Origin of the sequence: Actinopolyspora mzabensis (assembly GCF_900101095.1) — a bacterium.
Classification (GTDB): Bacteria; Actinomycetota; Actinomycetes; order Mycobacteriales; family Pseudonocardiaceae; genus Actinopolyspora; species Actinopolyspora mzabensis.
Map to the genome: position 1 here is coordinate 95,325 of NZ_FNFM01000007.1, position 22,624 is coordinate 117,948.

19 protein-coding genes and 4 tRNA genes are annotated in these 22,624 nt (G+C 67.4%); 9 read left to right on the forward strand and 14 right to left on the reverse strand.

The window, feature by feature from the left end:
* Positions 1-111: 111 nt before the first annotated feature.
* Complete coding sequence (locus BLR41_RS13015; protein ID WP_092628523.1) at positions 112-1,554, forward strand: lipase maturation factor family protein; 1,443 nt, start codon at positions 112-114, stop codon at positions 1,552-1,554.
* Between the two features lie 399 nt (positions 1,555-1,953).
* Here the strand turns inward: BLR41_RS13015 and BLR41_RS13020 are convergent, their stop codons facing one another.
* The 5 genes from BLR41_RS13020 to BLR41_RS13040 form a co-directional block, all read right to left on the reverse strand.
* The gene (locus BLR41_RS13020) at positions 1,954-3,186 is read right to left on the reverse strand and encodes an SAM-dependent methyltransferase (RefSeq protein ID WP_092628524.1); all 1,233 of its coding nucleotides are present in this window, start codon (positions 3,184-3,186) and stop codon (positions 1,954-1,956) included.
* 76 nt (positions 3,187-3,262) lie between these two features.
* A complete protein-coding gene (locus tag BLR41_RS13025) occupies positions 3,263-4,645 on the reverse strand; it encodes an FAD-binding oxidoreductase (RefSeq protein ID WP_092628526.1) in 1,383 nt (460 codons plus the stop codon).
* Between the two features lie 116 nt (positions 4,646-4,761).
* The gene (locus tag BLR41_RS13030; RefSeq protein ID WP_245694122.1) at positions 4,762-5,715 is read right to left on the reverse strand and encodes an adenylate/guanylate cyclase domain-containing protein; all 954 of its coding nucleotides are present in this window, start codon (positions 5,713-5,715) and stop codon (positions 4,762-4,764) included.
* Between the two features lie 4 nt (positions 5,716-5,719).
* Entirely contained in the window at positions 5,720-6,169 is a 450-nt protein-coding gene (locus BLR41_RS13035; protein WP_092628528.1) for a universal stress protein, read from the reverse strand.
* Between the two features lie 249 nt (positions 6,170-6,418).
* Positions 6,419-8,041: a PucR family transcriptional regulator gene (locus BLR41_RS13040; protein WP_342745377.1), complete on the reverse strand. Its 1,623-nt coding sequence runs from the start codon at positions 8,039-8,041 to the stop codon at positions 6,419-6,421.
* Positions 8,042-8,258: 217 nt separating this feature from the next.
* Here BLR41_RS13040 and pruA point away from each other — a divergent pair, with 217 nt between their 5' ends.
* Together pruA and BLR41_RS13050 are read left to right on the forward strand one after the other, a co-directional pair.
* The gene (gene pruA / locus BLR41_RS13045; RefSeq protein ID WP_092628531.1) at positions 8,259-9,887 is read left to right on the forward strand and encodes an L-glutamate gamma-semialdehyde dehydrogenase; all 1,629 of its coding nucleotides are present in this window, start codon (positions 8,259-8,261) and stop codon (positions 9,885-9,887) included.
* 30 nt (positions 9,888-9,917) lie between these two features.
* The gene (locus tag BLR41_RS13050; protein ID WP_092628533.1) at positions 9,918-10,844 is read left to right on the forward strand and encodes a proline dehydrogenase family protein; all 927 of its coding nucleotides are present in this window, start codon (positions 9,918-9,920) and stop codon (positions 10,842-10,844) included.
* Positions 10,845-11,197: 353 nt separating this feature from the next.
* Here the strand turns inward: BLR41_RS13050 and BLR41_RS13055 are convergent.
* The 4 genes from BLR41_RS13055 to BLR41_RS13070 all read right to left on the reverse strand — a co-directional run bounded on the left by BLR41_RS13055 (position 11,198) and on the right by BLR41_RS13070 (position 12,069).
* Positions 11,198-11,269: transfer RNA gene (locus BLR41_RS13055), tRNA-Val, on the reverse strand.
* Position 11,270: 1 nt separating this feature from the next.
* Positions 11,271-11,342 (reverse strand) — tRNA-Cys (locus BLR41_RS13060).
* Between the two features lie 46 nt (positions 11,343-11,388).
* Positions 11,389-11,460: transfer RNA gene (locus BLR41_RS13065), tRNA-Gly, on the reverse strand.
* A 183-nt stretch (positions 11,461-11,643) separates the two neighbouring features.
* Positions 11,644-12,069, reverse strand: a complete 426-nt coding sequence (locus BLR41_RS13070; RefSeq protein ID WP_092628535.1) for an SsgA family sporulation/cell division regulator — start codon at positions 12,067-12,069, stop codon at positions 11,644-11,646.
* Positions 12,070-12,931: 862 nt separating this feature from the next.
* On the opposite strand from BLR41_RS13070, the gene BLR41_RS13075 reads away from it, so the two are divergent.
* Together BLR41_RS13075 and BLR41_RS13080 are read left to right on the forward strand one after the other, a co-directional pair.
* Entirely contained in the window at positions 12,932-13,342 is a 411-nt protein-coding gene (locus BLR41_RS13075; protein ID WP_092628537.1) for a TIGR02611 family protein, read from the forward strand.
* A gap of 47 nt (positions 13,343-13,389) precedes the next feature.
* Positions 13,390-13,461 (forward strand) — tRNA-Val (locus tag BLR41_RS13080).
* Between the two features lie 774 nt (positions 13,462-14,235).
* Here the strand turns inward: BLR41_RS13080 and BLR41_RS13085 are convergent.
* Entirely contained in the window at positions 14,236-14,640 is a 405-nt protein-coding gene (locus tag BLR41_RS13085) for a phage holin family protein (RefSeq protein WP_092628760.1), read from the reverse strand.
* A gap of 340 nt (positions 14,641-14,980) precedes the next feature.
* On the opposite strand from BLR41_RS13085, the gene BLR41_RS13090 reads away from it, so the two are divergent.
* Positions 14,981-16,027 (forward strand): LLM class F420-dependent oxidoreductase, encoded by a 1,047-nt coding sequence (locus BLR41_RS13090; RefSeq protein ID WP_092628762.1) that lies wholly within the window; start codon positions 14,981-14,983, stop codon positions 16,025-16,027.
* Between the two features lie 54 nt (positions 16,028-16,081).
* Here the strand turns inward: BLR41_RS13090 and BLR41_RS13095 are convergent, their stop codons facing one another.
* Complete coding sequence (locus BLR41_RS13095; protein ID WP_092628539.1) at positions 16,082-17,125, reverse strand: D-2-hydroxyacid dehydrogenase family protein; 1,044 nt, start codon at positions 17,123-17,125, stop codon at positions 16,082-16,084.
* Positions 17,126-17,313: 188 nt separating this feature from the next.
* On the opposite strand from BLR41_RS13095, the gene BLR41_RS13100 reads away from it, so the two are divergent.
* The 3 genes from BLR41_RS13100 to BLR41_RS13110 all read left to right on the forward strand — a co-directional run bounded on the left by BLR41_RS13100 (position 17,314) and on the right by BLR41_RS13110 (position 19,038).
* Complete coding sequence (locus BLR41_RS13100) at positions 17,314-18,102, forward strand: cupin domain-containing protein (protein WP_176797972.1); 789 nt, start codon at positions 17,314-17,316, stop codon at positions 18,100-18,102.
* 94 nt (positions 18,103-18,196) lie between these two features.
* Entirely contained in the window at positions 18,197-18,370 is a 174-nt protein-coding gene (locus tag BLR41_RS22890) for a hypothetical protein (protein ID WP_176797973.1), read from the forward strand.
* Positions 18,371-18,780: 410 nt separating this feature from the next.
* Entirely contained in the window at positions 18,781-19,038 is a 258-nt protein-coding gene (locus BLR41_RS13110; protein WP_143013072.1) for a hypothetical protein, read from the forward strand.
* A gap of 87 nt (positions 19,039-19,125) precedes the next feature.
* Here BLR41_RS13110 and BLR41_RS13115 read toward each other — a convergent pair whose 3' ends face one another.
* From BLR41_RS13115 to BLR41_RS13125, 3 genes are read right to left on the reverse strand one after another with little or no spacing between them, the layout of a single operon-like run.
* Entirely contained in the window at positions 19,126-20,196 is a 1,071-nt protein-coding gene (locus BLR41_RS13115) for a Gfo/Idh/MocA family oxidoreductase (RefSeq protein ID WP_092628544.1), read from the reverse strand.
* Between the two features lie 44 nt (positions 20,197-20,240).
* Positions 20,241-20,978, reverse strand: a complete 738-nt coding sequence (locus tag BLR41_RS13120) for a response regulator (RefSeq protein WP_245694124.1) — start codon at positions 20,976-20,978, stop codon at positions 20,241-20,243.
* A complete protein-coding gene (locus BLR41_RS13125; RefSeq protein ID WP_245694126.1) occupies positions 20,972-22,315 on the reverse strand; it encodes a sensor histidine kinase in 1,344 nt (447 codons plus the stop codon). The genes BLR41_RS13120 and BLR41_RS13125 overlap by 7 nt, the downstream gene beginning before the upstream one ends.
* Positions 22,316-22,624 lie beyond the last annotated feature (309 nt).

The window sequence follows — 22,624 nt, forward strand, 5'->3', positions numbered from 1 at the left end:
CGGGAGCTCGACCGGAGTCGGTAACGCTCCTACCGTCCGACCGGAAGGGACGACCCGCGCCTCGCTCACAGGTGCGCGGGCCGGTCGGTCGGCTCGTGGAGCGGAGTGGCGATGGGCTGGGACTGGTTCTGGGCACCGGAGTACGGCCCGGCGCGGTTCGTGGTGCAGCGGTTGCTCGCGCTGTGCTACGCCATGGGCTTCCTGTGCGTGATCAACCAGTTTCCCGCCCTGCTCGGCTCGCACGGCCTCACCCCGACACCGCGGTTCCTGCGCAACGTGGGCTTCCGTCGGTCTCCCAGTCTGTTCCACCTGTACTACTCCGACCGCTTCGTGCTGTGTTGCGGCTGGTTCGGGCTGCTGCTGAGCGTGGCCGCGTGCTGCGGGGTGCCGGACCTGCTTCCGATCTGGGCCTCGATGGCGGTGTGGTTCGTGCTGTGGGCGCTGTATCTGTCCGTGGTCAACATCGGGCGGATCTGGTACGCCTTCGGCTGGGAGTCGCTGCTGCTGGAAACCGGCTTTATCGCGGTGTTCCTCGGACCCGCCCACACGGAACCACCAGTGTTGGTGATCTGGCTGCTGTGCTGGCTGCTGTTCCGGGTCGAGTTCGGTGCCGGACTGATCAAGATGCGGGGTGACCCCTCCTGGCGTGACTTGAGCGCACTGCACCACCATCACGAGACACAGCCGATGCCCGGCCCGTTGAGCCGGGTGTTCCACCGGCTGCCCGGCGGGCTGCACAAGGTGGAGGTACTGGCCAACCACCTCACCCAGCTGGTGGTGCCCTTCGGACTGTTGGCACCGCAGCCGGTGGCCACGATCGCCGCGCTGATCATGATCGTGACGCAGGGCTGGCTGATGCTCAGCGGCAACTTCGCCTGGCTGAACCTGATCACCGTCACGCTGGCGTTCGCGGCGATGGACACCACGCTGCTCGGTTGGATTCCGGTGGACGCGCTCACACCGGGCTCGGTGGCCGGCACCGCCGGTCCGATGTGGTATCGGGCGACGGTGGCGGCCCTGACCGTGCTGATCGTCGTACTCAGCTACTGGCCGATCCGCAACATGATCGGGCGCGGCCAGGTGATGAACCGCAGCTTCAACAAGCTGCACCTGGCCAACACCTACGGCGCCTTCGGCAGCGTCACCCGGGTTCGGTTCGAGGTGGTGCTGGAGGGTTACGGCACGGACGGCGAATGGCGGGAGTACGGCTTCCGGGGCAAGCCCGGGGACGTGACGCGGCGTTCGCCGCAGGTGGCGCCGTATCACCTGCGGCTGGACTGGCTGATGTGGTTCGTGGCGATCTCGCCGTCCTACGGGAGGGGATGGCTGGAACGGCTACTGGTGGCGATGCTGCGGGACGAACGGCGGATCCTGTCGCTGCTGCGGCACAACCCGTTCCGGGAGACCGCCCCGCGCTACGTCCGCGCCCGGCTGTTCCGGTACCGGTTCAGCACCGCGGCCGAGAAACGCGAGTCCGGCGTCTGGTGGGTGCGCGACCCGGTCTCCGAACTGATCCCCGCGGTGTCACTGGACGACGTTTCACCGAACGACTGATCGACGCGTTCGGAGATCCCGCACCCGTAGTATGTTCACCTGAAGCACGTTCTCACCGAGAACGAACGTAATCGGGATCGTCCCGTTGTCGGTCGTTGTCGTCCAACGATCCGACTTCGGGTCATACCTGCTGATCTTTCGAGAAATCACCGCGTTCGGCCGTTCGACGGCGTCCCGTTCCTCGTGGCTGGTCGGCTGTGCCGCATCGCCCCCCACCGGATGAGGACGTCGTGGAGGTGCGAGGTGTCGAAGTCCCGGGCGACTTCCCACAGCGCGCCCCGAAACTCTCACTCGAAGGCGGTTCGATCCTCCTCGTCGAGGACGTCACGAGCGAGTTTCGATCGGCACGGGAGCACCGGGGCGGCAGAAGGGCCGCACCAGCACGGGAGCGGCCTCGGCTCACCAGTCCGGACGCAGCGGCATGGGGCTGACCCCGCCCGCCGAGCGCACTCCCAGCATCTGGTGCAGCTGGATCTCGTTGCTCTCGAAGGCCAGCCGGCAGGCCGCCATGTACAGCCGCCACACCCTGGCGCGGGCGTGTCCCACCTCGGCCACGGCCTTACCCCAGTTGCGCTCCAGGTTCGCGCACCAACCCGCCAGCGTCAGCGCGTAGTGCTCACGCAGGTTCTCCTCGTGCCGCACCTCCAGACCGTGGTCGTGCATCCGGGACATGAGCTCGCCGGGCGGCTCCAACTCACCGTCGGGGAAGACGTAGCGGCTGATGAACTTGCCCGCCCTGGCCGGATAGGAACCGTCCGGACGGGTGATGCAGTGGTTGAGCAGTCGCCCACCGGGGCGCAGTTTCTCCCGCAGGAAGTTGAAGTACTCCGGCAGCTGCTCCCGCCCGATGTGCTCGGTGAGCCCGATCGAGCTCACCGCGTCGAAGCCGGATTCCGGCACGTTTCGGTAGTCCTGGTAGCGCACCTCGGCCAACTCGCCCAGCCCCCGGTCGGCGATGACCCGCTGCGCCCACTCGGCCTGGGCACGTGAGAGCGTGACCCCGAGGGCGCGCACCCCGTAGTGCTCGGCCGCGTGCAGCACCATGCCGCCCCAGCCAGCGCCGATGTCCAGCAGCCGCATGCCCGGTTCGAGTCCGAGCTTGCGTGCGACGAGACCGTGCTTGGTGTACTGCGCCTGCTCCAGGCTCGCGTCGCTTCGCTCGAACACCGCGCAGGTGTAGGTCATCGAGGGCCCGAGCACCCACTCGTAGAACAGGTTCGACACGTCGTAGTGGTACGAGACGCTTTCGCTGTCCCTGCGTTTGGAGTGTCTCCTGCCGATGCGAGCCCGGTTCTCCTGCTCCGGCGGCCGAACGGGCCACCACAAGCGGTAGCCCGCGAACCTCACAGCCAGCCGGGCACGCAGCTTCCAGGGCATGTGGGACATCACGACGGACGGAAACGCGGCCAGGGCGGTGTACATGTCGCCCTGCACTTCGATGTGGCCGTTGATGTAGGCCCGCGCCAGTCCCAGTTCCCCAGGAGCCGTGGCCAGGTGAGCCAGTGCCAGCGGAGAATTGACCACTATGGCCGAGGAGCAGCCGGAAGGGCCGCTCCGGCTGCCGTCGTAGGCGCGGAACTCGATCGGCAGATCGTCACCGAACAGACGTGCGAACACGGCTGCCAATGCCATTGTCGAACCCTCCATATCGACCTGACAACGACGACCGGCCCCCGGACCGGTAGCCGTGGGGGGCCACCGAGCGTGCTCAGGTGCCCAGCACACACTTGTCGTAGAGATCGGGCAGCTTGCCCGCCTCGTCGTAGCGCTGTTTCAACCGCTGGTACGTGGCTCCGTCGTAACGGCGCCAGAACTCCTCGGGCTCGTAGTACGCGGTCGAGTACAACGACTTGTGCCCGTCGAGCTCGCTCACCTCGGCCTCGATGGCCCGGTTGTACGTGCCGACGGACTGCCCCTCACCCAACGGCACCGTGGCCCAGAACCCGACGTTGACGTAGAGCGTCGCCGGATCCATGGGGTAGAGCGGCCAGCCCTGGCTGTCGCGCAGCCGCACCGGACACAGCCACACCGGACTGATGCCGATCTCGCGGTGGAAGAACTCCAGGAACTCTGCCAACCGGTCGAGCGGGATCTCGACGTCCTGGATCACCGGTTCGCGGCTGGGACGGCCGCGCAGCCGGTAGAACCGTTCGGACAGTCCGTGCCGCTGATCGAGGGACACGAGCCTGCGGTAGACGTCCGACCGCAGCAACCGGCGTGGCCAGAACGGGCGGATCGCGGGGTGTTGCGCGCCGAAAGCGCGGGAACACCAGAACCAGTCGGTGTCCCAGCGCCACAGGTAGTCGTGCGTACGCAGGTGGTCCACCTCGCGGTCGCGAATCGAGCGGTAGTAGATCCGGTTACCGGTGTAGTCGCTGGTGTACGGCGCTCGCGAGGTGAAGGTGCCCAGCGTCAGATACAGCTCGTTCGCGCCGAACACGGTACCGTCCAGAAAGTCCACCCGCTGTTCGTTCCAGCTCCCCGAACGGCCGATGCGCTCGATCGCCTCGGCACAGGACGCTGTCGAGTCGAACGGCACGTGCCGCAGCCGCACGTAGTCCCGCACCGGCTGGAGTTCGATCAGCAATCGCAGTGCGTAGCCGAGTGAGCCGTAGGAGTTCGGGAAGCCGCGGAACAGCTCGGCGTGCTCGTTGTCGGGCCGCGCCAGCACGACGCCGCCGTCACCGGTGAGGATCTCCATCTCCAGCACGGATTCGTGCGGCAGCCCGTTGCGGAACGACGACGCCTCTATCCCCAGACCCGCCACGGCCCCGCCGAGGGTGATCGTCTTCAGCTGCGGCACGACCAGCGGCATCAGCCCGTACGGCAGCGTCGCGGCGACCAGGTCCTCGAAAGTGGTCATACCCTGCACGTCGGCGACCCGCCGTCGCGGATCCACCCGAAGAACCCTGTCGAGACCGGTTACGTCGAGCCCGCCGCTGACCGGTGCGCGGAATCGGAACAGATTCGAAGTGGACTTGGCCAGGCGGACTCGTTCGGAGGCGGGAATGCGGCCGTAGCGCGCGGTCAGCGCGGCGACTTCATCGGAGTGTTCGACACGATCGGGTGCGGCGGGCGGATCGCTCTCCATGATCTACGACTCTAAGCCGCACCGCCGGTGTGAGCATCCCGATTCGCGAGAAACATGGCAGAATACGCAAACCGTCCACGCGATACTACTCCGGGAGCACCAGGCCCTGTCCGGCATCACTCGGAACGGCGCAGCGCCCAGGCCCGTAAGCCACGGAAACCGGAGACCTTGTTCGGCCCGAGCGAGGTCAGCACGAAACCCGACTCGGGGCGCAATCCGGCCGCGCACTCGCGGTCCACCAGCACCGACGAGGGCCTGGCCAACGTGGTCAGCCTGCTCGCGATGTTGACGGTGGAGCCGTAGACATCACCGAACCGGGCAAGCACTGTGCCGTGAGCCAGGCCGATCCGCAACGGCGGCAGGTCGGGTTCCCGCGCGACGTTCTCGTTGAGCGAGAGCGCTATCTCCGCCCCGTCGCGAACCGTGTCCGCCACGAACAGCACCTCGTCCCCCACGGTCTTGACGATTCGACCGTGGTTCTCGGCGATCACCCTGGTGACCAGGTCCTCGAAGTCGTCGATCAGCCGCGCCAGTTCGCGTTCGCTGTAGTCGCGCACCAACCGGGTGTAGCCCACGATGTCGGCGAAGCCCACCACCACGGTGGGTTCTTCCGGCCCGGTGTCGGCCTCGTCGAGTTCCCGTGCGGCGATGGCGGAGAGGTGCCTGCGCCAGACGTAGCCCTGCAGGTTCTCCATCACCGGCAGGATCGCCTCGGCGACCTCGGCGGTGGTTTCGATGTCGGTGGCGAAGGTATCACCGAGCACTGCCTTGAAGATCCCCAGCTGCCACTCGGCCAACCGCGACATCGTCTGCGCCAGTGAACGGGCGACCGCGGTCTCCAGCTCCGGCGGAATCACTTCGGCCGATACGAGCTTGTCCACCGTTCGCATGGCGTCCACGTCGAAATCGGTGAACACCACGGCTTCGGGAGCGACGTGCGCGAAGCCCATCGCCTGCCAGAGCCGCTCGGCCCTGGAGAGTTCGACGCCGGCCAACCGGGCCACCTCGGCCTTGCGGTAGCGGGGCTCGCCGCCGAGCAACGCCCGCTCCACCGGATTGTCCGGCGCCACGAAATCATCGTGTGGTTCGAACGACGAGCACATCGCACTCCGAACGTCGGGATACCTCCGAGGGCACCGATCCCAGGATTCGTCCTTTCAGGGTGTTCAGGCCGCGGCTGCCGACCACCAGCAGATCGGCCGAACGACGCTCGGCGGTCTCGATCAGCGAGTCGATAGGCGGACCCAACACGGACACGGTATCGACACTGCCCGCTCCGGCGGAACGGGCGTGATCGGTGGCGTCGCGCAGACTGTCCTCGGCGGGCGCGGAACCGACCACCTGGAAGGCCTCCTGCCCCATCTCGTCCTGCGCGCGCTCCACGTCGCGCCTGCTGTTGGGATAGTACGCGCAGACGATCACCAGTTCGGCCGAGTCACCCGCCAACTCCGCGGCGCGCCGGACGGCGTGCATCGAAGGGGACGACCCGTCGGTTCCGACGACCACCTTGCGGTAACCAGCCATCGATCTCTCACTCTCCGCCCACCAGGACTGCTCGCACGTTCCACGAGTTTCGCCGATCGGCGCACCTGACCGGTCGCGCCGCGGGCACGAGCGCTCGGGGAGCACACGCCCGGTCGACGTTCGCGATCGGGAAACATCAATTGCTCAACGAGCGGGCGCCGGGAGCGTCACGGTGATTTCGCACCGCGTTCGTCCCGCCCACCACCGACCGGAAAATCCGGTGCGCCGAGGGGGTGGGGAACGGCACGTTCAGCTCCGCGGCCGGGGCTCGGTTTGCCGGAACAGCAACAGTTGTAGCTGCACACTCAGCCGTTCGGCGGGATCGTCGAGGTCGACACCGCTGATCTCGGCGGCCCGCCGGACCCGGTGGCGCAGGGTGTTGGGGTGCACGTGCAACGACAGGCTGGCACTTCGAACATCACCGAAGAACTCCAGGTAGCACAACAGCGAGCGGGCGAACTCGGTGCCGTTGTCCGCGTCGTGGGCACGCAGGGTCGCCAGCCTGGGATCGCGCACCCGCTCGTTGTCCCGCAGCATCGTCAGCACCTCGCTGAGCAGCACCCGGGATCGGACGTCGTCGATGGTGGCGACCTCTGCGGTGTGGTCGTGCCCGAGGGCGTCGAGGATGCGGTCGGCCTCGATGCGGGACACCGGGACGTCGTCCAGCGTGGCTACGACCGAACCGATGCCCGCCTGGACACCGGAGCGAAGCTGGCCCCGCGCCGCGGTGACGATCTCCTGGGCCAGCCCGGAAACCGCCGATTCGGCGTGTCGCTCCGGGAGATCGGGCAACAGCACGTAAACCCGGGAACCGATCGTGGTCACCAGCGCGCTGCGCCGGTAGGAAGCGGCGTGCACCGAGATCAGGCTGGTCATCTCGGCGCGTTCCAGCTCGATCTCGGAGCGGTTGGAAACCCCGGTGTGCTCCCTCGGGCGCAGGGTAAGCACCACCACCACGGCGGATTTCCGGGGATCGGCACCGATGTTGGCCGCGGCCGAGTACCCGTCGATGCGGCTCTCCAGCAGACCGGTCAGCAGGTTCTCCCGGAAGCGGGGAGCCATGGTCGACTCGCTGCGTTGCCGGATCAACTGCAGCGCGGCCACCCGCGCCGCCCCGATCAGCGACCGGTCGCTGTGCTCGCTGAGCCCGCGAGCGCCCTCCTGCACCCAGATGGTGCCCAGCGGCTGCGCCCCGGCGTGGATGCCCACGGCCATCCGCCGCCGGATCCCAAGGTCGGGGCGCGGCTCGATCCGGACGACCTCCTCGCCACCGCGCAGCCGTTGGTAGATGCCCCACGCCCGCAGCATGGCCAGGTAGGACTCCGGACCGCGTCTGCCGAGAATGGACAGCCTGCGCAGTTCGTCGACCTCGTCGTCGGAGCGCGAGTAGGCGAGCACGCGGTTGGCGGTGTCCTCGATGCTGACGATGCCCTCGGTCAGTGCCGCCACGGTCTGGGCCAGCGAGAACAGGTCCCCCAGCGTCTCCCCCACGTCGGCCTCACCGGTCAACCGGGCGTTCTCCACGGCCGACCGCGCGAACGACTCCAGCTGTTCCCACCGCACGTCGGGGCGCACCCCGAGCAGCGCGATGCCACCGCCGATGGCCGCCTCCCGCAGCGCACGCGCGTCCTGATCCGCGTCGACCTTGACCGCCACGGCCGCGGCACCGGAACGGGCCACCCGCCGCACCAGTGGCACCGCCGAGCGCCCCCGGGTACCGATCACCAGCACGAGATCCCCGGCTCCCGTCCCCGGGGCCTCCTCCGGGTCGAGGATGACCACGTCGTGGACGGCGACGTCGAACCCGCCCGGGGCCGCCAGCACGTCGACCAGCGGCTCGCCCACCGCGATCAACAGCTGCCGCAGCGCCACCCCGGTGGTACCCGGCTGCTCCTCGTGGCCACCCGCACTCGCCGAGTACCACTCAGCGGCGACCGGTTGTTCGATCGACCAATCCATCACCGTCAACGATAGCCGCTCGTACAAGCCGACCGGGCGCTGGAACTTCTATCCTCGGCAATTGGAAGGGCCGGTAGCGACACGTCCGGCCCACGACCGACACCGACGTCGCGCGAGGAGGCGTAAGGTCATGGATGCCATCACTTCGGTCCCGGTGCCGGCCAATGAGCCGGTCAAGTCCTACGCCAGGGGAAGCGCCGAACGGGAGTCGCTGCAGCGGCGTCTCGCCGAGCTGCAGGCCGAGCCGATCGAACTGACCGCTACCATCGCGGGCAAACAGCGAATGGCGAGCGGCGAACGGTTCAACGTTGTCCAACCGCACAATCATTCCCGCGTTCTGGGCGTTTGCGCGCAAGCGACCAACGCCGACGTCGCCGAGGCGGTGCAGGCGGCCAAGGACGCGGCCGCGGACTGGGCGGCGATGCCCTTCGACGAGCGCGCCGCCGTGATGCTGCGCGCGGCGGACCTGCTGTCGGGCCCGTGGCGGGACACCATCAACGCCGCCACCATGCTGGGGCAGTCCAAGTCGGTGCACCAGGCCGAGATCGAGGCGGTCTGCGAGATGGCGGACTTCCTGCGGTTCAACGTGCACTTCGCGCGCCGCATCCTCGCAGAGCAGCCCAACTCGGTACCCGGCGAGTGGAACCGGATGGAGTACCGCCCGCTGGACGGGTTCGTCACTGCGATCACCCCCTTCAACTTCACCGCGATCGCGGCCAACCTCCCCACGGCGCCCGCGCTGATGGGCAACACGGTGGTGTGGAAGCCGACCCCGACCCAGCAGTTCGCCGCGCACTTCACCATGCGCATGCTGGAGGCGGCCGGACTGCCGCCGGGAGTGATCAACATGGTCACCGGCGACGGGCAGGCCGTGGGCGAGGTCGCGCTCACCGACCCGGACCTGGCGGGACTGCACTTCACCGGTTCCACCGCCACGTTCAAGAAGCTCTGGAAGACCATCGGCGAGAATCTGGACGGCTACCGGAGCTACCCGCGCATCGTCGGCGAGACGGGCGGCAAGGACTTCGTGGTCGCACACCCCTCGGCCGACTCCGACAAGGTGGTCACGGCCCTCGTACGCGGCGCCTTCGAGTACCAGGGGCAGAAGTGCTCGGCGGCCTCGCGTGCCTACGTCCCGCGCTCGCTCTGGGAATCCGGTATGCGGGAGAACCTGGTCGAAGCCACCCGCCGTGTCACCTACGGTGACCCGACCGACTTCTCGCACTTCGGTGCGGCGGTCATCGACCACCGCGCCTTCGCCAAGCACAAGGCCGCGATCGACCGGGTGGCGAACGAACCGTCGCTGGAGATCCTCGCGGGCGGCGAGTACGACGACTCGGTGGGCTACTTCGTGCAGCCCACCGTCATGGTGGGAACCGACCCCTACGACGAGGCGTTCACGACCGAGTACTTCGGACCGATCATGGCGGTGCACGTCTACGAGGACAACGACTACGAGCGGATCCTGGGAATCGTGGACGAGACCAGCCCCTACGCACTGACCGGAGCGGTCTTCGCCGACGACCGGAGCGCGATCGGGCAGGCCCACGAACGGCTGCGCCACGCGGCGGGCAACTTCTACGTCAACGACAAGCCCACCGGCTCGATCGTGGGAAGGCAGCCGTTCGGCGGTGGACGTGCCTCCGGAACCAACGACAAGGCCGGCTCGATGTTCAACCTGCAGCGCTGGGTCAATCCCCGCGCCGTCAAGGAGACGTTCGACGCCCCCACCGAGCACGCCTACCCGCACCAGGGCTGAACCCGGCCGAGATCCGCGAGGAGATGAAAGATGCTGCGCAGTGTGATGCTGACCGCGGCCCGGTCCGGTGCGATACGTGGGCTCGTGGAGGCCAATCCACTCACCCGGACGGTGGTGGACCGGTTCGTGGCCGGGTCGGAGTCCCGCGAGGCGATCGGGGTGACCGCTCGGCTGGCCGAGGAGGGGCTGCACGTCACCCTGGACCATCTCGGGGAGGACACGACCGACGCCACGCGGGCCGACGACACGGTACGGGCTTACCAGGAGCTGCTCTCGGAGCTGCACCACGCCGGACTGGCCGACCGCGCGGAGGTCTCGGTCAAGCTCTCGGCGGTGGGGCAGCAGCTCTCCCCGGACGGGGAGAAGATCGCGCTGGACAACGCCCGCCGGATCTGCGAGTCCGCTGCCGCGGTGGGCACCACGGTCACCCTGGACATGGAGGACCACACGACCACGGACATGACGTTGCGGACGCTGTCCGACCTACGTGTGGACTTCCCCTGGGTAGGGGCGGTGCTGCAGGCCTACCTGCACCGCACCGAGCAGGACTGCCGGGACCTGGCCACGGCGGGTTCCAGGGTCCGACTGTGCAAGGGGGCCTACTCCGAGCCCGCCTCGGTGGCCTTCCAGGACAAGCAGGAAGTGGACCGCTCCTACGTGCGCTGCACGCGGGCGCTCATGGCGGGTGAGGGACATCCGATGATCGCCACTCACGATCCCCGCATGATCGCCATCGCCGCCGAGCTGGCCGAGCGTCACGGACGCGGTGCCGACAGCTACGAGTTCCAGATGCTCTACGGCATCCGGCCCGCCGAACAGCGCCGCCTCGCCGCCGCGGGGCACAACCTTCGGGTCTACGTGCCCTACGGTGAGGAGTGGTACGGCTACTTCATGCGCAGGCTGGCCGAACGCCCGGCCAACATCGGGTTCTTCCTGCGCTCGCTGCTTACGCGCTGAGTCCGCATCCCCGCCCGGCTGTCGCACGTCGCAGTCGACCGGAAGACAGTCGGGCGGGTCAGTCGGGCGGGGGCACACAGGCGGGCTCTAGGGCCGTGGCACCACCTGGAGGGCCAACGAGTCCCGGCGCGAGCGAGCGCACGAGTGGAAACGCGGCGATGAGGCTTGCGAGAGTGGCGCCGAAAAGGCTGCAGGACCGGGAAGAGAGGCGAACCCGTCCGATCACCCGGACCCGCTCACCCGGATCGGGTCAGAGCGGGAGCAGCGACACCACCCGGAAAACAGCGAGGCCGAGTCCCCCGGAACGGCGGCCGCGGCGTCGAGACACCGTGGTCGAACCACGGTGGAACCGGTGCGCGATACTGGGATCGAACCAGTGACCTCTACCGTGTCAAGGTAGCGCTCTCCCGCTGAGCTAATCGCGCGAGGCGGAGGCGGGAATCGAACCCGCGTACAGGGCTTTGCAGGCCCTTGCCTGAGCCACTCGGCCACTCCGCCGAAGCCACCGGTGGCAACGTCGCTCGGACGATCCGGTCGGCTACAGAGCGGATGACGGGATTCGAACCCGCGACCCTCACCTTGGCAAGGTGATGCGCTACCGCTGCGCTACATCCGCACTCACGACGGGGCCGAACTCCTCCGCTCGGCGCCTCCGCCGTGTTCGGTCAAAACTCTAGACCACGCCGTGAACGGCGATCGAACCGGGGGGTCCTGTGCTGACAATCAGCACGACAGCGGGCCGGAGCCCGCCGTCACCACCCGCGGGTCGGCACAACGCGGAATCACAGGCGACGCACGATCACGAGAGGTCGTGCGGCAACAACCTCGTGATCGCCTCGTCGATACTGACCCACAGCCCCTCGTTGCCCGGCACCACCACGTCGTAGGTGCGATCCAGGAAGTCCGCCAGCTCCTGGGCGGACGCCTCGAACACGGCATGTCCCGAGGGTGAGCTCAGCTCGATCACCACGACCTCGGGGTCGTCGGCGGCGGGCCTGATCGCCACGTCGCCCTCACCCGCGTGCGCGATCAGCCCGTCGGCCAGCAGATCACGCGCGAACACCCACTCGACCCAGCCGGCACGGCCGGTGCGGAACGCCGCGACGACGGCGTAGGGGTCGCGGGTGTCGTACCGCAGTTCCACCTGAACCGGAACGGCGGGCGTCTGCGGGGCCAGCAGATCGAACACCGCTGTCGAACGAAGGGTCACATGATCGTTACGCATCGTCCTCGCCTTCCTAACTCCCTCCCGGTCGCAGCGAAGTCGACCGAGCTACACAGTTGTGACGGTTATCCGGGTCCGTTCGCTCGCAACCAACGAATAGATCACCCGTACGGGGGAAAATTAATTCGCTGAGCGACCGCAGAACTCCGTAGCGTAGCCAACAACTCCAGGGGGTGTACAAATTCCGCGATTCATCAACACGAGCCTCACCGCCTCGAAGAAAACCACCGATCCCACCGATCCGCAATCGGCGCCCCGGCCGGTTCCGCGGCAAGCCGAAATAATGCTTCCGAACCTTCTCGTGCGACCCACCCGCACCACCCCCGGCCGGGAACGTGTACGAACCCGTCAACGACGCCCCCGGACGGCCACCACAACGCTCAAGCACTGAACCGGTCGATGCCTCGCGGCCACCACGGGACGCTGTTTTCAGGATAGTCGATAGTTGTACGACAAGCCGTTTCACACAAGAGCCCCGCGAGAGGCACACCACAAATGTTCACCGAAACGGGCTAATATCAAATACTCCACTCTCGGGTTTTCACGCCTGAACCCGAAACCCAAAAGCGAGACCGGTGTCACACTGTGATATACACGATCACATCATCGCCGCACCCATGACGAACGTCCGGAACGAAAATATGCGCCGCACGAGCCACTCTACAGGCACTGCAGCACCACGTAGGCTGAGACACTGACGGGGAGTCCCCTGTAGTACCGCCAGGATGACATGGGGCCGAGCTCACCCGGAAAGCAGGATCGGTCGGCAGGCAGGTGTGTTCTGAGTAAGACAGCAGAGCCCGGTTCGCAACACCGCGAGAACGAACCGCCGGACGCACACCTCTCGGGCTGGCGCGCACGTGTGCACCGCCTACGAGAGCGCTTTCGCGCGCGCCGGGAACGAATACGCGCCAGACCGGCACTGAACACCCTTTACCGCTTCGGCCTCGGACTGCTCGGCGGAGTGGTACTCCTGCTGGGCATAGTGATGATTCCCTACCCGGGGCCCGGCTGGCTGTGCGTGTTCGCGGGCCTCGGACTGCTCGCAACCGAATTCGCCTGGGCACACCACGTGAACATGTTCGCCAAACACCACTACCAGCGCTGGATCCACTGGCTGTCCCGGCAGCACCCGGCGACACGACTGACGGTGATGACGACCACCGGACTCGTAGTGGTGGCCACCCTCTGGCTCATCGGCGCTTTTGACCTGGTCGGAGACTTCCTCGGTCTGCAGTGGAGCTGGCTGGCCTCCCCCCTGTTCCAGGCGTGAAAAGGATCGTGTAAGCTTCTTGTTGTCGCTGCGGCAGAGGCGACAACGGGCGATTAGCTCAGCGGGAGAGCGCTTCGTTCACACCGAAGAGGTCGCTGGTTCGAACCCAGCATCGCCCACCCAAGCCGGTCCGGGACGCACGCCGTCCCGGACCGTCCGCTTTTCCGGGGATTTTCTCTCCCCTTCGGGTAGCGGGTGGCGCCGCACAGCAATGCGCGTGCTTTATTCGTCTTCCATGACTCGGACGAGTGTTGACAACCCACCCCGAGCCGGTTCCGTAAGTGATATCCAACGGAACGTGGTCACATACCCGTGAAGTCAATCTCCAACGAAGCCCGGCAACGAGTTACCACCGATTCATGATTCCTCCGGGGCCGCCGTTGTTCCCGATTTTCACACAACTCGTTTCGGATGAGGATTTTCAACACGACCACGGGCCCGCTCGACGGGACTTCGGATCATCTCCCCTACCTCTAGTTCGATGCCGTGCTTCGAATCATCATTCTATGACTCTTCGTGTTCACCCGAAAACCGAACGTGACTTTAAGATATCGCGGGATCAGCCGTTCCCCCGAGGAGAACGGATCGGCTCCATCGAGGTCGGTGTGGACGATCGCGCCGGTGACGAGTCGATTAATGATTGCAACGCGAAAGCGCATTCCAGTACGAATCCGAGAACAGCACGAGTCTCACCACTTCCAGGAACCCTTCCCGGCGAGGAAAGGGCGGGAACTCGCCCGGACAGCCGGCCCTCCCACCGACCGGGCCCCAGCCGGTGGCGAGCTTCCGCCCCGCTCCCGTTCGCGGTACCCCAGCGGGGACGAGATTCGAGGGGCACTCCCGGAGCCGCTTCGGACGCCCCACGTCGAGCAAGTCGGCCGGGCGCTTCCGGGTCAGTCGCCGAGCGAGGTGGCCCGGCGTACCAGGCCGTGCAGCGCACTGCTGACAACGGTGACGATGATCGCTCCCCAGAAGGCGGGCCAGAAACCGTCGACGTGGAACGGTAGATCGAGATTCCCGGCTATCCAGCTGGTCAGCCAGAACAACAGCGCGTTGACCACCAGCCCGAACAGCCCGAGGGTGAGGATGTAGAGCAGGCACCCCAACGTCTTGGCGACCGGCTTGAGCACCGCGTTGACGATGCCGAACACCACGGCCACGACGAGCAGTGTCAACGTCTGGGTGGCCAACCCGTCGGCCCCGCCGGTTCCGCCCTGGTCCCCGAGCGAGATCCCGGGCAGTGCCGTGGTGACCCAGACCGCCACGGCGGTGATCAGTATGTGCACTACGAGCGCCACGATGTTCCTCCCGTGGTTGCTGCCGTTCGCACCGCACACGCTACGCGGGAAGATCGCGACGCACCGAGACACCACGGCGATTCCCTCGCTCGTGCTATCGGAGTCCGCCGGCAGCAGGGGCGCCTCAGCCCCTCCCGAGGCGGTTCACAGCGTAGGGCGCGGGTGAACTCGATGCGCGGAGCGCAGGGCACCGCGAAGGGCTCTTCCGGCGCGGGGACTGCCCAACCGCCGTACTCGTCGGTAACCTGTGTGCGATTCGGTGGTCCGGCACATCCGTTCCGAGCGTCGAGCGCGGGTGCACGAACCCCACGGGCAACACAACCGGCAGGAAGCGAGCAGTATGCGGATCGGGATGCCGCTGAACTACAGCGGGGGATTCAAGGAGACGGTCGACGAGCTGGTCGACTACGAAAAAGCCGGACTGGACATCGTCTATGTCCCGGAGGCGTACTCGTTCGACGCGGTCAGCCAGTTGGGGTTCATCGCGGCACGCACCGAACGACTGGAGATCGCTTCCGGCATTCTGCAGGTCTACACCAGGACCCCGACGCTGACCGCCATGACCGCGGCAGGACTGGACTTCGTCTCGGGCGGACGGTTCACGCTGGGTATCGGCGCCTCGGGGCCACAGGTGATCGAGGGCTTCCACGGGCTGCCCTACAAGGCACCGCTGGGACGCACCAGGGAACTGGTCGAGATCTGCCGCAAGGTGTGGCGCCGGGAGAAGGTCACCCACGAGGGCAAGCACTACAACATTCCGCTGCCCGTCGAAGAGGGCACCGGTCTGGGCAAACCACTCAAGCTGGTCAACCATCCGGTCCGGGAACGGATCCCGATCATGATCGCGGCGATCGGGCCCAAGAACGTGGCGATGACCGCGGAGATCGCCGAGGCGTGGGAACCGATCTTCTACGTTCCGGAGAGGGCCGCCGAGGTGTGGGGCGACTCGCTGGCCGAGGGCAGAGCGAAACGGGACGCCACACTGCCGGAGCTGGACACGGTGGTACAGGCCCCGCTGGCCATCGGTGAGGACCTGGAGGAGCTGCTCGACTCGATGCGCCCGATGCTGGCGCTCTACATCGGCGGCATGGGCGCCAAGGGCAAGAACTTCTACAACAACCTGGCCCGGCGCTACGGCTACGAGGCCGAGGCGGAACGAATCCAGGACCTGTACCTGGACGGCAAGAAGGACGAGGCGGCAGCGGCGGTGCCCCGCGAGCTGCTGACCAAGACATCGCTGATCGGCCCGGAGAGCCACGTGCGCGAACGCATCGCCGCGTTCCGCGAGTCGGGGGTGACCACCCTGAACGTGACGCCGCTGGCGGGTAGCGCCGCCGAGCGCACCGCGCTGATCGAGCGGGTGCGCCACCTCGCGGACGAAGCCTGATTCCCCTCTCCCGCGCCTGTCGAGGCCGACAGGCGCGGGAGGCGGTTCGTCACGTCAGTCCGCGTTGAGCACCCGTACCGGTGTCCCCGCCAGGAACTGCCGGATGTCCTCGACCGTTTCGGTGAAGAACGCCCGGTAGGTGTTCTCCGAGACGTAACCGATGTGCGGAGTCAACACAGTGCGGGGCGCGTGACGCCACGGATCGTCCGCGGGGAGCGGCTCGCGCTCGAAGACGTCGAGCCCGGCACCACCGATGCGGCCCTCGTGCAACGCGGAAAGCAGCTCCCGCTCGTCGACGATCGGGCCACGGGAGGTGTTGACCAGTATGGAGTCCGGCCCCAGCAGATCGAGCTCGGCGCGCCCCACGAGTCCGCGGGTTCGCTCGCCGAGTTTGGTGTGCACGGTGACCACGTCGGAGGCGGCGAACAACTCACGCTTGTCCACCGCCCTGGCGCCAGCCTCCCGGGCACGTTCCGCGGTGAGGTTCTCGCTGAAGGCGAGTACCTCCATGCCGAACGCACGGCCCACCGCGGCGACCTGCGCACCGATACGCCCGAGCCCGAGGACTCCGAGCGTGCCGCCGGCGAGGTCCTTGCCGACGGTGTGCTGCCAGCCACCCGTACGCACGGCTCGATCCTCCCGGGGGATCGCTCTGGCCACCGCCAGGATCAGCCCCCAGGTGAGTTCCGAGGTGGTGCTCCAGTCGGCCCCGGCTCGCATCCCGTTACCGGTGCCGCACACCGTCACCCCCAGTTCGGCCGCTGCCCTCGTGTCGATGGCCGCGTTTCCCATACCCGTAGTGACCAGCAACTTCAGGTTCGGCATCGCGCGCAGTACTTCCGAGGGGAAGGCTGTCCGTTCCCGCATCGCCGCGACCACGTGGAACGGTTCGAGCTCGCGTACCAGTTCCGACGGGTCAGCGATGTGCTCGTCGAACACGGTCACCTCGGTGTTGGCGGGCAGGGTGTGCCAGTCCCCGAACTCGCGGGCGACGTTCTGATAGTCGTCGAGGACGGCGATCCTGACAGTGCTGTCCGCGCTCCCGGTGAAGTGCTCGGCGGCGGAAGCGTCGCGGTCGGGGGTGCTGTCGGCTCGCATGGGGCTCCCGGTTCGTGATCGGAGTGCTGCGGTGTCCGGTTGCTCGTTCGCTCGAGCGGCCACACTACCCGCCTGTCACTCGGACGCGGCGTCCCAGGAAACATCACCGGTACGAAACGGACTCCGAACCGGGCCCGTCGCGGCGGGGCCCCCGCAACGCCGCGGAACACCCCTGGAGACTGGTCATCGTGAATACTTCGACCTTGTTCCACCTGCTTCCCTCGGAGTCCTACCACTCGACCCCGGAGGGGGACATCGGCGCGGACTCCCTGGAGCGGGAGGGGTTCGTGCACTGCTCCCCGGATCCGGAGACGACGTTGGCCGTGGCCAACACGCTCTACCGTTCCGCCGAGGAGCAGCTGGTGCTGCTCGAACTGGACGCCACGGCGTTGTCCGCTCCCGTGCGCTGGGAACCTCCCGCTCCGGCACCGCCGGAAGGCGTGGCCGCGGAAACCCTGTTCCCCCACGTCTACGGCCCACTGGACCGGGCGGCGGTCCGTGGGGTGCGCTACGCGCGGCGGGACACCGACGGCCGTTTCGTCTCGTTCGAAGCCAGGGGTGCCACCGCCGAACTGCTGGATCTGCTGCCGCACCCGGAGGGCGGCTGGTACCGGCGCACCTGGACCTGCACCACGACCTCTCATCCGTCGGATCGCGGTCCGCGCCCCAGTGCGACGGCGATCCACTACCTGCTGCCGGCGGACGAACGTTCGCGGTGGCACCGGGTCGAGTCGGACGAGTTGTGGATGTGGCACTCGGGACCCGCACTGCTGCTGCACGGCGCCGGCAACGGTGCCGAACCGGCGGAGCGGACGGAGACGGTCACGCTGGGTGCCGACCTCGCTGCGGGCCAGCTGCCCCAGTCACTGATTCCCGCCGGCAACTGGCAGTGTGCCGAGAACACCGGGGAGGCCGACGTCCTGCTCAGTTGCGTGGTCTCGCCCGGCTTCGACTTCGCGGACTTCCGAATGATCTGACTCGGCCGTCGGTGGGATCCGGGGTTCCGGCAGCGATCGGTTCGAGGTCCGAGGTGCTCGCGCGGTGCCGACTCGGGTGGGTCGGAAGGGTTCGGTGCCGACGAACCGCTGCTCGACCCAGTTCATCGCCAGCAGGGCGATCACGATCGTTCCGGTACCCGTGGTGGCCGTGACCGCGAAGACCGCAAGAGAATTCACCAGCAACCACCCCCGAGGATGCTTCGGCTCGTGCGTCCGGCGCTCGCGCAGCGACTCCCGCAAGGACTGACGCGGGAATTCCGGTCGGAAGAATTGACCGTTTCGAGCGTGTCGACTCCTCGACAACGGTAACGGCTCCCGCGGAACCTCGCTGACCGAGCAACGGGAGCCCCTCGAGCAGATGAGCGGCGGCTCGTCGCACTGCGGAACGTGAACATCGGCATCGTGTCGCCCACCACCGGCGAGGTCACCGGTTGCCCCGCCCGCGAGAGACCGCCCGGCTCTCCCCGGGAACGCCGCCGCAGGAACCGCGCCGTCCCGGAGCGACGCGTTCGAGCCCCGGCATGGCCGTGACGGCTCCCGGCGGCTCGACAACGAGCGTGCCGGGATCTGTGGCGGTAGCATCTGCCCGGCGAATCGCAAGTGAGTTCCCGGGAGCGTTCGCCACCGCCGAACACCTCACCGGAGAGGGGCGCCACGGTGCGGAACTACGCGGTCCACCTCATCTGCCATCTGCTCGTGCTGCTGGCCGGGCTCGCCGGCGGAATCGCGACCGGGCTGTGGTGGTTCGAGGGCAACGTCGCCGCGGGATGGTTGGCACTCCTGGCACTGGTGGTCGCGCTGGGAGTGCTGGCACTGCAGACGAGCTACCTCCGGCGCGAACGAGCGCCCTCCCGACCGCGCGGCTCACGTGACTCACGTGCCCGCCGCACCCTGCCGGAACCGGGGACGCGCTGAAAAGCCGCGAACCTCGGCGGAACGCCGTTCGTCCGGCGGTGGCCCGGGCAGGCACCACCGCCGCCCCACTCCGAAGCGGCGAGAGACTCACCGTGTCCGCGGAAGGGTGACCACCGAACCGTCAGCGGCCGAACGACGTGCCGCCTCGATCACCTCGAGTCCTCGCAGTGAGTCCGCCGGATCGACCGGCGGGGCGAGTCCCGACTCCAGCGTTCGCACGACTCCGGCGTAGAAATCCTGATAGCGGCCGGGACTGCTGGGGTGGGGCCGGGCCTCGGGGCCGACACCGATGGAGCCCCAGTTCTCCCTCGGTTCCTCGCCCCAGCCCTGCTCATCGGGAAGACTCCCCTGCCGCAGTGCCGCTTCCTGCGGATCCAGTCCGTACTTGGTGAACGCCGCGCGGTCTCCCAGGACCCGAAACCGTGGCCCCTGCTGCGCGGCGAGTTTGCTCACCCAGAGGTGGCTGTGCTGACCACCGGTGTGCCGCAGCGCCACGAAGGTGTCGTCATCGGCGGCCACCTCGGGACGAACGGTGTCCATCTCCGCATAGACCGATTCGACGTCGCCGAACAGACACAGTGCCTGATCGATGAGATGGCTGCCCAGGTCGTAGAGCACTCCACCGGCCTCTCCCGGGCCGCCCTGGTCACGCCAGGAATCCTTGGCCTCGGGAACCCAGCGCTCGAACCGGGACTCGAACCGGTGCACCCGCCCCAGCGCGTCCGAGTCGAGGAGTTCCCGAACGGTGATCATGTCGTTGTCCCAGCGGCGGTTCTGGAAGACGGTCAGGGGAACCCCGCGGTCCGCGGCGCGCGAGATCAGTTCCCTGGCCTCCGCCGCCGTGGGGGTGAACGGCTTGTCGACCACGACCGGAACTCCGGCGTCGAGCGCACGCGCGGTCAGCTCCGCGTGACTGCTGTTCGGAGTGGCGACCACGACGAGATCCAGCTCGTCCGCCCGCCGGAACAGCTCCGTGGCGTCGGAGTGGACGTGGGCTTCCGGATACCGGGACGCCACCTGCTCCGCGCGCTGCCCGCTGGAGGTGACCACGGCATCCAGCCGCAACCGCGGCTGCGCCGCGATGAGCGGGGCGTGAAAGGCGGAACCCGCCAGACCGTAACCGAACAGACCGACCCGAAATCGTCCCTCCGAATCCATGCCCCCATTACATCAAGCGGGCCACCGGCCCCGAGGTGCCCGTCTCAGACGGACTCGCCGCTCGCACGGCGGACAGGGATTTCCGGGTCGAGGGCGGGTCCCGGCATCGACACATCGCGCCCGGGGCGGACCAGCCCGGTCTCGTAGGCCAGGATGACGAGTTGGGTGCGCGAACTCAGGTTGAGTTTCTGCATCACGTGGTAAACGTGCGACTTCACGGTCAACTCGGCCAGTCCGAGATTCTCGGCGATCTCGGCGTTGGAGCCGCCGCGTGCCACCTGGAGCAGCACGTCCCGCTCCCGATCGGTCAACGGCGCCAGTTCGAGCGAGGCGTCACGCATCTCCAGCGCGGCGAACCGGTGCAACAGCCTGCGGGTAACGCTCGGGGCGAGCAGGGCGTCACCGGATGCCACGGTGCGAACGGCGCGGAGCAATTCCTCCGGCGGCGCGTCCTTGAGCAGGAAACCGCTGACTCCGGCCCGGAGCGCGGAGTAGACGTACTCGTCCAGGTCGTGGACGGTAAGCATGATCACGGCTGTGCGTCCGTTCGTGGCTCGGATGATCTCGCGTGCCGCGACTATGCCGTCGGTACCGGGCATTCGTATGTCCATCAGCACCACGTCCGGCATTCGTCGTCGAACGGCGGCCACGGCACTGCGGCCGTCGTCCGCCTCGGCGGTCACCCGAAGATCCGGCTCGGCCGACAGCAGGGCCACCAACCCACCACGAATCATCGCCTGGTCATCGGCGACCAGCACATCCGTGACCGACTGCTTTACCACCTACGGACCTCCTCGGATCGCCCCGGGTCCGAAATTTCCGGGCACGGTAGCACGGCAGACAAGTGAAAGCCGTTCGAAACAGGATGCGCCGTCAGGGTGCCGCCGAGCAACGACACCCGCTCACGAAGTCCGATCAGACCATGCCCGGTGGAACCGGGATCGCCCTGCGCCACCTGCCTCGCATCGTGCTCCGTGGAACGCACCCGACCGAGGAAATCGGTGGTGTGATTGTTCACCTCGATATCCAGTCCGGACGCCCGGTAGCTCAGCGAGACGCGCGCGTACCCCCGCCCGGCGTGTTTGAGCACATTGGTCACCGCTTCCTGAATCACCCGATAAGCCGTCATCTCCACTCCCGGATCCAGTTCGCGGACCCGGCCGATGCGCTGCAGTCGCCAGGTAACCCCGGTCCCACGCACCGAATCGATCAACTCGTCCAATTGCGCCAGCCGCGGCGCCGGGGTGCGATCGGCTTCGCCTCCGGCGAGAACTGCTTCGTCGGAGCCGGATTCGGCCTCGGAACCGCCCCTGCCGTCGGGAACGGCACCGTCGTCGCTGTCCGCCCCGGGAACCGCGCGCAACGCGCTGACCAACTGGCGCATCTGCTCCAGAGAGGAACGTGAGGTCTTTTCGAGCTCCCGGAGCGTGTCCCTGGCATGGTCGGGATCGCGGTCCACCAACGAACGGGCCACCCCGGCCCGCAGCGCCACCACCGAGAGATTGTGCGAGACGATGTCGTGGAACTCGCGGGCGATGCGGGCTCGCTCCACGGCCGCCGCCTCCCTGGCGAGCTGGTCCCGTGCCCGGTCGAGCAGATTCACCGCCTGTTCGAGCTGTGCGGCCTGCCTGCGTTTGATTCGCATGGCCCTCCCCCAACCGAGCACCATGACCACGTTGACCAGCGCGCCGAGCAGCATCACCGTAGCGGCGTACGGCGACATGGAGGGCAGCCTGCTGAGGGGCCAGATCATCGCCACCGCCCCGGCGGCGACCGTGGTGGGGAGCTCGCCACGTACGCACACCGAGTAGACGCTGATCAGAATGGCCAGGTTCAACGGACCCACCGGCTCCTCGGTTCGGGTGAGCACGATGGTGACCGTCACCAGCACCACCAGACTCACCCATGGCAGGAACCGCCGTAACAGCAGTACGGCCAACGCGGGCACACCGAGCGACAACGACCACCGAAACGTCTCTCCCTGGTGCGCGGGCAGGAAGACCACGAGCAGGTGACAGCAGACGAAAACGGCGACCAGCCCGATCTCCAGCAGTGCTCTGCGCCACCGCTTCGGAATCGGGGCCGATAAGGAGACCGCCTCGGAATTCCCGTTGCGCAACAGGGAGCCCTTTCGGAGTACCGGCGTGGGGTGCACAACAGTACTTGCCCACGCGGTTCCGATCACCCGGGCGAAACGACTTCTTCGCCGCGTTTCCGTGGGAATCGGGAGCATCGGTCGAGCTCGGACGAATCCGGCCGGGAAAGTCCTGTTCGGACCTGTCTCGGATTGCCTCTCCGGGATTCGGGCCCTCATCGAGGTGAGAAACGGCGAAGCCCGGTAACTCGGTTGTGATCACCCGGTCAGTCAAGCGAAGTTGATCTCGAATCCAATGATCGGCGTGCTAGTTCCGGACGGGGTGACCGCTGC